At 54.0% G+C, this 13,683-nt stretch carries 11 protein-coding genes; 10 read left to right on the forward strand and 1 reads right to left on the reverse strand.

Annotated elements, in window-relative coordinates:
- Nucleotides 1-17 precede the first annotated feature (17 nt).
- The 10 genes from KDC22_RS10975 to KDC22_RS11020 all read left to right on the forward strand — a co-directional run bounded on the left by KDC22_RS10975 (nt 18) and on the right by KDC22_RS11020 (nt 12,002).
- Nucleotides 18-854: a carbohydrate ABC transporter permease gene (locus KDC22_RS10975; protein WP_211723038.1), complete on the forward strand. Its 837-nt coding sequence runs from the start codon at nt 18-20 to the stop codon at nt 852-854.
- A 102-nt stretch (nt 855-956) separates the two neighbouring features.
- Nucleotides 957-2,321 (forward strand): ABC transporter substrate-binding protein, encoded by a 1,365-nt coding sequence (locus tag KDC22_RS10980; protein WP_211723039.1) that lies wholly within the window; start codon nt 957-959, stop codon nt 2,319-2,321.
- Between the two features lie 83 nt (nt 2,322-2,404).
- The gene (locus KDC22_RS10985; RefSeq protein WP_211723040.1) at nt 2,405-4,153 is read left to right on the forward strand and encodes a sensor histidine kinase; all 1,749 of its coding nucleotides are present in this window, start codon (nt 2,405-2,407) and stop codon (nt 4,151-4,153) included.
- Nucleotides 4,131-5,753 carry a helix-turn-helix domain-containing protein gene (locus KDC22_RS10990; protein WP_246553702.1) on the forward strand — a complete coding sequence of 541 codons (1,623 nt, stop codon included), beginning with the start codon at nt 4,131-4,133 and terminating at the stop codon, nt 5,751-5,753. The genes KDC22_RS10985 and KDC22_RS10990 overlap by 23 nt, the downstream gene beginning before the upstream one ends.
- A gap of 319 nt (nt 5,754-6,072) precedes the next feature.
- Nucleotides 6,073-7,425: an FAD-dependent oxidoreductase gene (locus tag KDC22_RS10995; RefSeq protein ID WP_211723042.1), complete on the forward strand. Its 1,353-nt coding sequence runs from the start codon at nt 6,073-6,075 to the stop codon at nt 7,423-7,425.
- A 23-nt stretch (nt 7,426-7,448) separates the two neighbouring features.
- The gene (locus KDC22_RS11000) at nt 7,449-9,569 is read left to right on the forward strand and encodes a 3-keto-alpha-glucoside-1,2-lyase-like domain-containing protein (RefSeq protein ID WP_211723043.1); all 2,121 of its coding nucleotides are present in this window, start codon (nt 7,449-7,451) and stop codon (nt 9,567-9,569) included.
- A 169-nt stretch (nt 9,570-9,738) separates the two neighbouring features.
- Entirely contained in the window at nt 9,739-9,990 is a 252-nt protein-coding gene (locus KDC22_RS11005; RefSeq protein ID WP_173137832.1) for a hypothetical protein, read from the forward strand.
- Nucleotides 9,991-10,115: 125 nt separating this feature from the next.
- Nucleotides 10,116-10,418 (forward strand): HesB/IscA family protein, encoded by a 303-nt coding sequence (locus KDC22_RS11010; RefSeq protein WP_173137830.1) that lies wholly within the window; start codon nt 10,116-10,118, stop codon nt 10,416-10,418.
- A gap of 42 nt (nt 10,419-10,460) precedes the next feature.
- Complete coding sequence (locus KDC22_RS11015; RefSeq protein ID WP_173137828.1) at nt 10,461-10,700, forward strand: DUF1450 domain-containing protein; 240 nt, start codon at nt 10,461-10,463, stop codon at nt 10,698-10,700.
- Nucleotides 10,701-11,321: 621 nt separating this feature from the next.
- The gene (locus KDC22_RS11020) at nt 11,322-12,002 is read left to right on the forward strand and encodes a hypothetical protein (protein WP_211723044.1); all 681 of its coding nucleotides are present in this window, start codon (nt 11,322-11,324) and stop codon (nt 12,000-12,002) included.
- Nucleotides 12,003-12,408: 406 nt separating this feature from the next.
- Here the strand turns inward: KDC22_RS11020 and KDC22_RS11025 are convergent, their stop codons facing one another.
- Entirely contained in the window at nt 12,409-13,542 is a 1,134-nt protein-coding gene (locus KDC22_RS11025; RefSeq protein ID WP_211723045.1) for a THUMP domain-containing class I SAM-dependent RNA methyltransferase, read from the reverse strand.
- Between the last annotated feature and the right edge of the window lie 141 nt (nt 13,543-13,683).

Genomic DNA, 13,683 nt, shown 5'->3' on the forward strand with positions numbered 1-13,683 from the left:
GAAAGGAACGAAAGGCAATGACAAAGAGAAAATTCAAGACCGGCAATCTGATCTTTACGGCCCTGTTCGCCCTGCTCTCGGTATTCTTCCTGATGCCGCTGGTGTGGATGCTGTCCGCCGCCTCCAAGACGGAGAAGGAGGTCTGGACCTTCCCGATTCAGTGGATTCCCACCGACTGGAATCTGGTCGCCAACTTCAAGGCGGTGTGGATGGGCGATGTGGCGTTTGGATTGTTCTATATGAACTCGCTCAAAATCGCCCTGATCTCCACCCTGGCGACCATTGTAATCTCGGCTATGGCCGGGTATGCGCTCGCCAAGCTTGATTTCAAGGGCAGAACCGTGGTCTTCACCCTGATGCTGGCCTTCATGATGATCCCGGAGCAGGCGACACTGGTTCCGCGCTATATTATGATTAAGGAGCTGGGACTCTACGACTCCCACGCAGCGCTCATCCTGATGGGGATGTTCTCCAGCTACTTCACCTTCCTGCTGCGCCAGTTCATGATCGGCATTCATAATGATATGCTGGAAGCTGCCGAGCTGGACGGTGCCGGGTTCTTCCGGATCTTCTGGAGTGTGGCGCTGCCGCTGAGCCGGCCGATTCTGGCTACCGTAGGGATTATCAAGTTCATCTGGACCTGGAATGATTACCAGGGGCCGCTGATTATGCTGAATTCGACCAAGCTGTACACCATTCCGCTCGGGATGCAGTTCTTCAAGGAGGAATTCGGCACGCAAATCTCCGTCATGATGATGGCTTCCGTGGCAGCGATCCTGCCGCTGCTGGTGCTATTCCTGGCGCTGCAAAAGCAGGTCATCGACGGAATTGCCATCGGCGGGGTTAAAGGGTAAAGGTCAAAAAAGTGTACGCGTACACCGCATAGCTGTACACGGTGTGCGCGGAGCTTAGATTGTATAATGAGCCTGCAGACCACAAATCAAGGGGGAATTGCTTTGAAAAAACTACCGTTAATGCTAGCCAGTATGCTCCTCATGCTCTCCGTCACCGCGTGCGGCGGGAACGGAGGCAACTCATCAGCGGCAACCAATGCACCGGCCTCGGCTGATCCGGCTGCCGGGGGCAGCAGCACAGCCCAGCCCGCAGGCAAAGCGAAGATCAAATTCTACACGTTCAAGGCGGATAAGCCGGAAGAGCCGATCTTCCAGGCCGTGCAGGCTTATAACGCAGCTCAGGATAAAGTAGAGGTTGAATACGAATCCCTGGTTCAGAACAGCGACAGCACCGATTTCATGAAGAAGCTGGATATTCTGGTAGCCGGCGGAGAAGTGGTCGATGTGTTCATGACCGGGAATGAGGATGAACTGCTGGAGCGTGCCTCACGCAGTGTTGTGGAACCGCTTAACTCCTTTTTTGAACAGGAGAGCATCAAGCCTGAGGATGAATATTCCAAGCTGCTGAAGCTGGAGGATAAGGTATACGGCATTCTGCCAAGCTCGACGCAGTGGCTGACCGTCTTCAATAAGGATCATCTGGAAGCCGCAGGGCTGTCCCTGCCTGAGATGGGCTGGACCTGGGATGATTTCCGTGATTATGCCAAAAAGCTGACGACACCCGAACACTTCGGTACGTACTTCCACACGTGGGGAGAATATCCGAACGTTATCGCTTACACCGAGAAGCCGCATCCGCAGCTGAGTGCAGACCTGAAGCCGATTTTTGATGATCCGTCCTTCGAGTACTTCTTCAATCTCCGCCGCGTGATGGAGAAGGAAGACAAGAGTGTTGAGCCGTATGCCGATGTGCTGGCCTCGAACTATCATGTGCTGCAGCAGTTTTTTGCCGGAAATGCCAGTATGCTGGCTGTGCCAAGCTATGCAGTCAGAGCGGCGCTGAATCTGGAGAAATTCCCGCATGAGTTCCAGAGCATGTACGCACCGCTGCCGCGCTCCGTGGACAGCAAAGAGCTGGGGATGACGAATATCTCCGGCGGCGGGCTGGCCATGGGTGCGAAATCAGCGAACAAGGAAGCCTCTTATGACTTCATCCGCTGGATGTCCAAGGAAGCCTATAAGTTCACCAAGGAAATTCCGGCCTTCAAGGGCGTGGACGGAGCAGAGCTGATTAACGGATTTTTCGGTGAAAATACAGACCTGATCGATACCGCCTCCTTATCCAAAACACTGTTCGATCCTAACCTTAAAATGCCCGATACCTTCAGCGTGCCTTACGGCAGTGAGCTGAAAGCGATTGTGGAGAACGGCTTCGCCAGCTACATCCTGGATAACCGCAGCTTCGAGGAGATCAAGGGTGAAATGACAGCCGAGGTGGAAAAGGTAGTTCAGGCCAACCAGAAATAACGAATGAAGCATAAGGCAGCAGCGATTATGGATTATAATAGGGACGAATGAATCTTTATACTACAGTACAAGGTGGAATGCTTATGAAATGGGTAAGCCGTTTTTCTTTCCATCGCCGGCTGCAGTTCACGTTCCTGATCCTGATTCTGCTGCCTTTTATTGTCGTTACCTTCTGGTCGTACACCTCCGTGAGAGAGAATGTGAGTGACAAGATCGCCCGTTCCAATGAGGAGACCCTGAAGGTGATCGGGAGTCAAATAGAGAAAACCGTAGACAGCATCTCGTTTGTCTCGGTTTATTTCTCTGAGGCGTATGATCCGGCCGTGCTGGAAAGTCTGCGTTATCTCAAAAACACCGGGAACTTCGGGAACTACGGAGTGTATACCCACTACAATAAACTCAAGACGACGGCCAATATCCTGTCCGTGCAGTCGCTGGATGCCGATCTGCAGATTATGCTGGTCAACCGGGAGAACCGGATTCTGATTGGCAACCAGGAGATCCCGGTCTTCTCGGAATTGCCGAAGCGTCTTCTGCAGGAGAGCGGCAAGCTGAATGAGCAGGAAAAAATATCGCTGCAATGGTTCCCCTACGGCGGCACGCCCGCTGCACCGGAGTATTATTATGCGGTACGCTTCATTACCGACCCGCTGAACCAGAATAAGCTGGCGACGCTGTATGTGGGCATTCCGAGTCATTATTTCCGTAACCTGCTGGATACGGGAAATCCGGAGAGCAGGCTCTCGCTGGCGGACCAGAAGGGGAGAAGCATCGCGGTCACGGGTGAAGCGGATAATGACAACGAAGGCTCGCTGCTGATTAGTGAGGTCCGCATCCCCAAGGTAGGCTGGCTGCTCACCAGCAAGACGCCCCGCGATTCTATCGACAGTCATATCAACCGTGAATTTCTGGTCTCGATATCGGTGGTCGGTCTGTTCTTCCTGGCATTTCTGATCCTGTCGATGCTGTGGGCCGGATATATGAACAAGCCGATCAGCCTGCTGCGGACCAGCGTCAAGCAGTATGTCGGCGGCAACCGCGCAGTGCGGATACCAGTCCGGGGGAAGGATGAGGTGGCGGTGCTGTCTGCCGCTTTTAATCAGATGCTGGACGATATGAATCAGCTTCTGCAGCAGGTCGAGAGTGAGCAGGAGGAGAAAAGGCTGCTGGAGCTTCAGGCGCTGGCGGCGCAGATCCGGCCCCATTTCCTGCTCAATACGCTCAATTCGATCAAGGTGGATCTGCTGCTAAGCGGGGATGAGCCGCACGGTGCCATGATTGATGCACTGATGAAGCTGCTGCGCGTGTACGTCCATGTGGACAAGCCGCTGGAGCTGGCGGAAGAGTGCCGGGTGCTTGGCAGCTACGTGCAGGTGATGCAGATCCGCAACCGTTTGGATATTGCTTTTGAATGTGTGCTGGACGGGGAGGCTGGAGCGGTGATGCTTCCGAGGCTGCTGCTGCAGCCCATTGTCGAGAATGCCATCAGCCACGGCTTCTCTGCCCGTCCGCAGAATCCGGCGATCCGGCTCGAAGCAGAGATGGAACAGGATCTGCTGAAGATCAGCATCAGCGATAATGGCCGGGGGATGCCGGAGGATAAGCTCCAGCGCCTGAACCGGCGTCTGCAAGGCAGTGAAGACACGGCGCTGTGGCCGGAAAAAGGGGTCGGGCTGGTAAACACGGCACGCCGGCTGGAGGTATTGTACGGATACCGTGCGCGGTTGAGCGCGCAGGCAGGCACAGAGGAAGGCATGACGTTTACCCTATATATCCCTATAACCAGTGAGAAGGAGGCGGTTCCCCTTGATGACCCTGATGCTGATAGATGATGATGTCCCGATGCTGGAGTATGTAGAATATCTGCTCGGGTCTCTGGGGCTGGATCTGCAGCTTGTAGCTTCGGCTTACAGCAGTGAGGATGCGCTGGAGCAGTTCCATGACGTATTGCCCGATCTCGTTATTATCGACATCGGCCTGCCGGGCATGGACGGGCTGGAGCTTGCGGCTGCCTTCCGGATCACCAAGCCGGAGGTGCGGCTGATCTTCCTGACCTGCTATGAGGACTTCCATTACTCGAAGCGGGCCATCCAATTGGAGGCGGATGATTATCTGATTAAGGATGAACTATCGCCCGAGCAGCTTAAGGGCAGTCTGGGCAAAGCGATGAGCCGCTTCAAAAGCCGGGAGGAGCTGCTGGAGCGCTACTCCTTCCGCCAGGCTATTGAGCGCAATAAGGAAGTGCTGAAGCAGAGCTTCCTGAAACAGCTGTTGTCCGGTGCGGCAGACCAGGAGAGTACCCTGGAGTTCGGTGAACGGCTGGGCATCTCCTGGAAGCTGCCTTATCTGCGCCATGGATTCCTTCATATGGATGCCGCTTCGGTAACGGAACGTTACCGGTACAAGGATATTCCGCTGATTCATTTTGCCGTGAACAATATCGCGCTGGAGCTGTCCGCCGGAGAGCCATCCATTACACCTATCATGAGCAGGGAGGCCGACCTCTATCTGGTCTTGAATGTGGCGGACCCCGGGGTTGCGGAGAATACGCTGACTGTCTTCATGCAAGCGGTCATGGACAAGGTGGAGCAGTATCTGAAGATTACCCTGCGGGGATTCTACTCCGGGGCTTCCGTACCGTTGCGCAACTTCGACTCGCTGTATAAGACGCTCATGGACAGCCGCGATTATAACTTCTATAAGGCGGTTACGCCTATTGCTGCCCTTGATGAACAGGCAGATTTCGGGCAGACCGCTGAATGGCGCGGAGAGAAGGAACGCGGGATGCTGTCGCTGGCGCTGGAGGAGGGGCAGGCCGCCTGGATTGATCTGGCGGTGAATCAGTGGACACAGCAGGCAGCGGCGGAGCGGCTGCTGCCCCGGCTGGTGAAGGAGGCCTGCGGCAATTTTGTGCGGCAGCTGGCCTTTGAGGCTGGGGGGCTGGCTGAGGATGAGTTCTTCACGCAGCTGGAGCAGACGGTTCATATCCGGGAGGCGGCGGGCTTGACCAAGCGGGAGCTGAGGAATCTGTGGAGACAGCATACGCTGGCCCCGGCTGCCGCAGAAGCGAAGGACATCCGGCTTCAGGCCGTCGACCAGTTCCTGGAGGAGCATGTGGACCAGATGGTGACCTCAACCGATATGGCGGAGCATCTGCATCTGAACGCCAGCTACTTCTCTCGTTATTTCAAGAAGCTGTCCGGCGTTAATTTCACCGACTACGTCAATCAGTACAAGATGAACATGGCGATCACGATGCTCGCCCGTCCGCATGAAACCGTGGAGAATGTGGCCTACACGCTCGGCTTCTCCGACCGGGCGTATTTCTCCAAGGTCTTCAAGAAATACAGCGGCCGAAATCCCAGTGAATTCAAGGCTGTACCGCCGGAAGAGGACGGCAGAGAGCCATCCACGGATGACGCAAGGCCATAAAAGTCAAAACTGTCCACCGGAACAGGCAATCAGTCTGCACGCTATAGATACCTCCGCCTCACTATAATGGTGAGGAGTCTAAATAAACTGAATAAAAGGAAATAACAAAAAGCGGGAAGGATCGGAGGGGGATTTTGGAACTGTAGGAGCGGTAGCGACCGCCTTTGTCACCGGATTTCACCCGCGAAAAGCGGAATAAATCAAGAAATCTGGGGACAACAGCGGCCGGAAGTCCAAATATTCACCGTAGTGACGGCAGAGCTGTAAGTTAGTTTCTTAAGTTCAGGTTATATAAGTATAGCTTCAAGGAGGAAGAACGATGAACAGAACTGTATTTACCCTGCCTGCGGAGGAGATAACGATATCCCGCGAGGTGGATGTACTCGTTGCGGGCGGCGGGCCTGCCGGGGTGGCCGCGGCGATATCAGCGGCCCGGAGCGGGGCCCGGACCCTGCTGATTGAGCAGCGCGGCTTCCTGGGTGGCATGGGTACCGTTGCTCTGGTTCCGGCCTTCTGCCCTTACAGCGACGGGGAGAAGGCTGTGGTGCGCGGCATCGGCCTCGAACTGCTGGAGCGGATGAAGGCGGAATGTGAGCCGGAATTCCGCGAACGCTTCGGAGCCGAGCTGGATTGGGTGCCAATCGACCCGGAGGTGCTGAAGCGCGTGTATGACGAGGCTGTTACGGAGAGCGGAGCTGAGGTACTGCTCCATACCATCGCCAGCCAGACGGTTATGGATAGGGACAGAGGCAGAATTGACGGTGTAGTGATCGTCAACAAGTCCGGCCGGAGCCTCATCCGGGCCAAAACAGTCATTGATACGACCGGCGATGCCGATCTGGCCGCCTTGGCGGGTGCGCCGTTCCACAAAGGCGGGGAAGCGGGCGAGCTTCAAGCCGCGACCATGTGTTACCTGCTGGCCAATGTGGACCGCAGACGGTTTGAGCAATACCGGAATGAAAGCGGTGACACGGATCAGATTCATGCAGCCGTACAGCGGGCGCAAGCGGACGGGAAGCTGCCGCAGGGCCGGGACTCCGTCTCCGGGCTGTCCTGGGTGGCCGACTATCTGGTCGGTGTGAATTTCGGTCATGTGTTTGGTATTGACGGCGTAAGTGCAGAGGACTTGACTCGTGGAGCCATAGAGGGGCGTAAGCTGGTCCGCCGCCAGCTGGAATTCTTCCGGGCGTATGTGCCCGGATTTGAACAGGCCCATCTGGTGTCTACCGGTGAGCAGATCGGCATCCGCGAGACGCGGCGCATTGTCGGCGACTACGTTCTGACCCAGGAGGATTTCATGAATATGGCCTCCTTCCCGGATGATATTGCCCGTAACAGCTATTTCATTGATATCCATATGGCGCGCAGCAGCGGGGCGATGCATATTCACCATCTGCCGCCCGGTAAGTCCCACGGTGTTCCCTACCGCTGTATGCTGCCGGTTGGCCTGGAGAATGTATGGGTGGCCGGGCGCGCAGCCTCCTCGGACCGTGTGGTGCAAGGCTCGCTGCGTGTGATGCCCAACTGCTTCGCTATGGGGCAGGCGGCAGGAATGGCGGCGGCGATGGCCGCCGGAACGGACAGCTTAAGCCGGAAGGTAGATATCACCGCGCTTCAGCACGGGCTGGTCGGGCAGGGAGCCTGGCTGGGAGAGGCGATCACAGCGTTATAACTAATTGCGGGAGAGTGATTAGAATGACAAGTAACCATGTGAAACATAATTCAAGGCAAGGCAGGCCGCACAGGTTGACCATGCTGGGCATGATTGCATTTTTACTGTTCAGTCTACTATCCGGCTTGTCAGGTCCTGTTGCAGAGGCGGCAGGCACCACGTATTATGTCGACTCTGCCCAAGGCAGCGATAATAACTCCGGCACCAGTGAAGCGGGAGCCTGGAAGACGCTGGGCCAAGTGAACAGCGTGACCTTTAGCCCGGGAGACCGGATTCTGCTCAAGGCGGGCAGTGTATGGAATGACCAGTATCTTGATCTTAAGGGCTCAGGCTCTGAGGGGAATCCGATTACAGTTGACCGCTACGGGAGCGGAGCCAAGCCGCTGATTCATTTCGGCAACACCGCCGTGGGCGGGGAGGGCTTCGGTGTCCGGCTGCGCAATGTCTCGTATTGGGAGATTAATAATCTGGAGATTACAAGCGGACAGCAGCCCACGGATATGCGGAGGAACGGCGTGCTGGTGGTGGGGGATGGAGCAGGAGCGGGGAACTTCCGGCATATTTATATCCGGAATCTCGACATTCACGATATCTTCGGCACAGACCGCCGCACAGGCGGCATCAACTTCCATGCGCGCGGAGCAAATACTGCACCGGAGAGCACCTGGGAAGATATTCTGATCGAGAATAACACCGTGATCAACGTGGCGGATACAGGGATTCAGACGATGACGGATGCTTTTTTCAACAGTGCCTGGACGCATAAGTTCGACGCCTTCCGGGGTGTGGTGATCCGCGGCAATGTGGTGGAGAAGATCCACCGGGACGGCATCCTGGTCAGAGCCAGCGCCTCGCCGCTGATCGAATACAATAAGACGAAGTCCATCGGAGAAGCCTGCGAGGTGAATACATCCATCGTCAATTACCTGGAGGATATCACTGTAGTTGCGGCGCAGTGGGCTTATTATACGAAGGGTGCTATTTTCCAGTACAACGAGGCCTCCGATACCCGGATGCTGGGCGGAGACGGTCAGCCGTGGGACTTCGATATCGAGGTGCACGACAGCATCTACCAGTATAATTTCAGCTATAACAACGAAGGCGGCACGCTGCTGGTCATGAACAACACGAACAATAATATTTTCCGCTACAATATCAGCCAGAACGACAAGGATGCGAACGGGGTGTTCCATCTGGTGAACGGCGGCGGTAATCTCTATGTCTACAACAACATCATCTACCGTTCGGGCACGCAGAATAAGGCGCTGACCCATGCGAGCAACACAGGAATGGCTTATTACACGAACAATATCTTTTATAATGGGGCCAGCGGCCAGTACACGAACAGCCCGAGAATGACGTATGATCACAACAGCTTCTACGGGCTGAATTCAAGCGTTCCGAACGATCCCCATAAAATCACCGGCAATCCCGGATTCGTAAGTCCCGGCACGGCCACCGGCCTCACTTCAGCAGACGGCTATAAGCTGGCTCTGACCTCTCCGCTGCTTAATGCCGGGGTGGTGGTTGCCGATAACGGAGGACAGGACTACTTCGGGAATACACTGTATAACGGCGCGCCGGATATCGGAGCTTTTGAATTCCAGGGTACGATTACACCTCCGGTTATGCTGTTCCAGGATGATTTTGAGGATGGCAATTCCAGCGGATGGACGACTTCCGGCGGAGCCTGGAGTATAGAGGATGACGGTTCGAAGGCTCTATCACAGAACTCCGGGACAGGAGAAGCGCTTGCCTATACAGGCGATGCCTCCTGGAGGGATTACACGTATTCTGCAAAAGTTAAGGTAGTGAATGCTTTTGGCAACGCCGGACTTCTGTTCCGGTATGCAGATGCTTCGAATTATTATATGTTCCGGTTGAACGATTCCGGTGACAAGGCGGAGCTGTTCAAAAAAACAGCCGGAACGCTCACGATGGTCAGCAGCGCCAGCTTTGCCGTTACGCCCGGCCAGTGGACTGAGCTGAAGGTGACAGTCAGCGGCAGTACGATTACGGCATCTGCCGGAAGTAGCCAGCTGATCCAGTGGACCGATACGGCGGCGCAGCCGGCCGGAGGGAAGATTGGCCTGCGGATGCATTCCAGCACTGCACGGATGAATGACGTTAAGGTTACCGAGTAAGGTTGGCAGGGCGACCGATCAAATTTTATTTTAAAAATGAAACGATTTCTGCAAATTTGCGTAAGATAACAGCAAAGGGTACGGCCGCAATCCTTCCATTAGGTGCTCAGCGGCTGTGCCCTTTTCTATTTCAAGGAATCTTAAGCAAATGAAGCAGGGAGGACTACTTATGAAATTCAGAAAACTGTTGTCGCTCAAACAATGGTCTCATATATTCCGCAGCTCCTGGAGATATATTATTTCACCGGAGGTCGCTATGGGAGATAAGCTGCTGTTCACTATTCCGGCACTGCTGTACTGGGTACTGCCCGACTTTATGCCGTTCATACCAATTGATGACATCGGCGTAACAATGCTGCTGATGGGCTGGTTCGTGACACGGATGGACCGCAAATATGCGGCGCTAAGCAGCGGAAGATGACGGTTTAGCGAAAAATACTGGTGCAACTGCGGATGAATGTCAGCTAATGGTTGCTTTATCCGCCTGTATTCCTTAAAATGAATTATTGAGTATTTAAACTATAGATGCCTGGGAGATGGAATCGAATGAACGTCAAAATTACCCGCAATGCGGCTAAAGTGATAAAAAAAACCATGGAGCTTGAAGGCAACAGCGAGCTTAAGCTGCGTGTAGCCATTACACATGCCCACGGCGATCATGCCCACTATGGACTGGATCTGGACACGCCCAAGGAGAACGATGTAGTGGTCTCCACTGACAAGGATATCGATGTCATTCTTGATCCGAGCCAGCCGCTGCTGGACGGAGTGAAGATTGATTATCTCTACTTGCCCGAAGAAGGTTTCGTTATTACTAATCCGTCTAAAGGAAATCATGGCGATCACTAGTTGATCCGCCCGTATTTTACGGACATAAAGAAGGGTTGCTTCATGGCTAACGATATAAGATTATGTGACGAGTGCAATCATATCAAAATGAAGAGCATCGTGCCCAAGCTGCTGAAGATGGCACCTGATGCCGAGATCAAGACAGGCTGCATCTCCTATTGCGGACCTTGCGGCAAACGCCCGTTCGTCTACATCAACGGCCGTTACATCAGCGGTCCGACAGAAGACGAGGTGCTGGCCAAAGCGGAAGCTTTCGTTAAGCGGCCGGTGGAGAAGGCGTAGCTCGGGTCCGAGCTGAGCTGTTAGACAGTTAGTTTCAATGCACAGCCCCCGCGTTATTTGCGGGGGCTGTTTTGGTGTGTGCGGGTGTATGCGAAAAACCGAACACAATGGACGGGGGCGTGGGGGGGGGCGGGACGAGTGTATGCCAAAAATAACATACAATGTGTAGTTATGAGGGTGAACGGGGCAAATGTATGTGGAAAACAACATACAATATGCAGCTGCGAGGGTGAATGGAGGAAATGTATGTGGAAAACAACATACAATATGCAGCTGCAAGGGTGAACGGGGCAAATGTGTGTGGAAAACAACATACAATGTGCAGCTGTGAGGGTGAACGGAGGAAATGTATGCCAAAAACAACATACATTCTTTACTGCCGCAAGGGCAGGAAGTAAAGATTTGGGTTTACCAATACCAACAAGCTCTTGCTGATTTTTATACCGGAGGAAATTGTAACTCTATAATACTACCTTTATATTGCATTCGTTGCCCAAAAGTGGGACACTAATTTTAGGTACAAATTAACGCGGCAAAGAATGCCCCGCTCCCTTCCATTCAGAAGGAGGCGGGGTTTTGTGTGTTCTGAGATTAATTTCAATGCTAAGCGGGGGGACTGAAATGGGCTTTGCTGGAGAGCATGATCAATGGTTAAGCAATCATCTCAAACGAAGAAAGGGGGAGCGGCTAGATGCGCTTAAGCGGGGACATGGCTACGGGAACCGCTTATTCGTCGAAAGTGTATGGTGGCCGCTTGCCGGACATTTTCACGGACTGCATCCGGAATACGAAGTAAAGGACTGGCGTGGCAGATCCTATTTTGTCGATTTACTATGGAAGGTTGGATCTTCGCGCATTGCGTTTGAGATTATGGATTTTGGGTCGCATGGCACGGATCGGAGCAAATACCGGATGGACCTGAATCGGGGTCTCTTCCTGCAATCACAAGATTGCGTGGTGCTCTACATCTCTCTAGACGAGATGAAAGATAATCCATCATTCATCCTTTCCGCACTGCGGAACCTTTTGTTTCCTTATTTGTTGGCAGGAACTACAAATCGGAGTACAGAGAAAGCTTATTCCAGAATTGAACGAGAGTTAATGCGATTTGCCATCCGTTACAATCGTGTTCTTCGTCCGGGGAATGCTGCGAGAGAGCTTGAACTGCAAACCGCGACAGTCATTAAGTACAGCCGCATGTTGGTGGATAAAGGTAAATTTCGCCCTGTAGCTCGAGGAGTATTTCAAAGGATTATTTACTATGAGTATGTAGGTACGCTGCAAAGTCCAGATCTGGTTTAAGGTCTGATTCCACCCGCAAATGTATGTGGAAAACAACATACAATTTGCAACTGCGGGGGTGAGCGGGGCAAATGTATGTGGAAAACAACATACAATGTGCAACTGCGGGGGTGAGCGGGGCAAATGTGTGTGGAAAACAACATACAATGTGTAGCTACGGGGGTGAGCGGGGCAAATGTATGTGGAAAACAATATACAATGTACTACTACGGGGGTATCGGGGCAAATGTATGCCAAAAACAACATACAATGTGCAGCTGCAAGGGTTAACGGAGCAGCAACAGGGGCTTAAGTGAAAACAAAAAGCCTTAAGTTCATAGCACAGAGTGCTTCATGTGACTTAAGGCTCTTTGCTTTTAAGGGATAGTTACTTAACTGCAAAACTGCTTAACCCTCGCCGGTCATTCTAATTCCGCGGAGGCAGCGGTCCCAGGTATTGATAGTATTGGCATTCAATCCGGCCGTTGTAGAGCTTGCGGCGCTTGTCCGCCTTGCGTCCGTAGTATTGCTCGAATTCCTTATACGGGCTGATGGCGAAGAAGGACCAGGTTGGCAGATAGAGCATCATCTCGCCGAACTGGCGGGTCAGCTTCTCCACTTCCTTGTCATTACTGATCCGCTCGCCGTAAGGCGGGTTGGTGATGATGCAGCCGTATTCGCCTTCCGGCCGGGCCTTCGCAGCGGCGATATGCTTGAAGGTAATCTCACCGGAGAGGCCAGCGCTCTTCGCTGCCGCTTCGGCGATCTCAATCGCGGCCGGGTCAATATCGGTTCCGGTCAGCTGCAGAGGGTAATCGTCGCGCACAGCGTCGAAGGCTTCCTCGCGGGCTTCTTCCCACAGCCGCCGGGGAATCTCCGGCCAGTGCTCGGACGGGAAGGAGCGGCGCAGACCCGGCGCGATATTCCAGGCGATCATTGCGGCTTCGATCAGAATGGTGCCTGATCCGCAGCAAGGGTCGTACAGCGGGCGATGGCCGTTCCAGCGGCTGAGCTGGATCAGAGCCGCAGCCATGGTCTCCTTCAACGGCGCTTCAGTGGCCTGGCGGCGGTAGCCGCGTTTGTGCAGCGCCGGTCCGGTAGTGTCCAGGGTGATCAGCGCAATGTCATTCAGCAGAATGACTTCGACCACATACCGCGGGCCGTTCTCAGGGAACCATTCCGTGCGGTACGACAGCTTCAGCTTCTCGACGATCGCCTTCTTGACGATCCCCTGGCAAGCGGGAACACTGGTCAGCTGAGACTTGTGCGAGCGGCCTTCGACCGGGAATTCGCCGTTCTCGGGAATCCAGTCCTCCCAGTTAATCGCTTTGACGCCTTCGAACAGCTCATCGAAGGTTGTGGCCGGGAACTGTCCCATCTTGACCAGTACACGGTCAGAGGTGCGCAGCCACAGATTGCAGCGGCAGATGTCAATATAATCTCCGCTGAACAAGACCCGTCCGTTCTCGACCGTGGTCTCATAACCCAGTTCGTTTAATTCGCGTGCTACTACAGCCTCCAGCCCCATGGGGGCGGTGGCGATCAATTGTAATTTGCCCAAATGCTCTCAACTCCGTTTAACTTGTGGATAAATACGCAAAGCCAGTACAATAGAGAAGCATGTTCTTGAGCCCCGGCTATTGAACGTTCAGTATCAAGTATAGGGGAATGAAGGGTTCTACACAATGCCCGTCCGCAGGTG

Origin of the sequence: Paenibacillus tritici (genome assembly GCF_018207515.1) — a bacterium.
GTDB lineage: Bacteria > Bacillota > Bacilli > Paenibacillales > Paenibacillaceae > Paenibacillus_AQ > Paenibacillus_AQ tritici.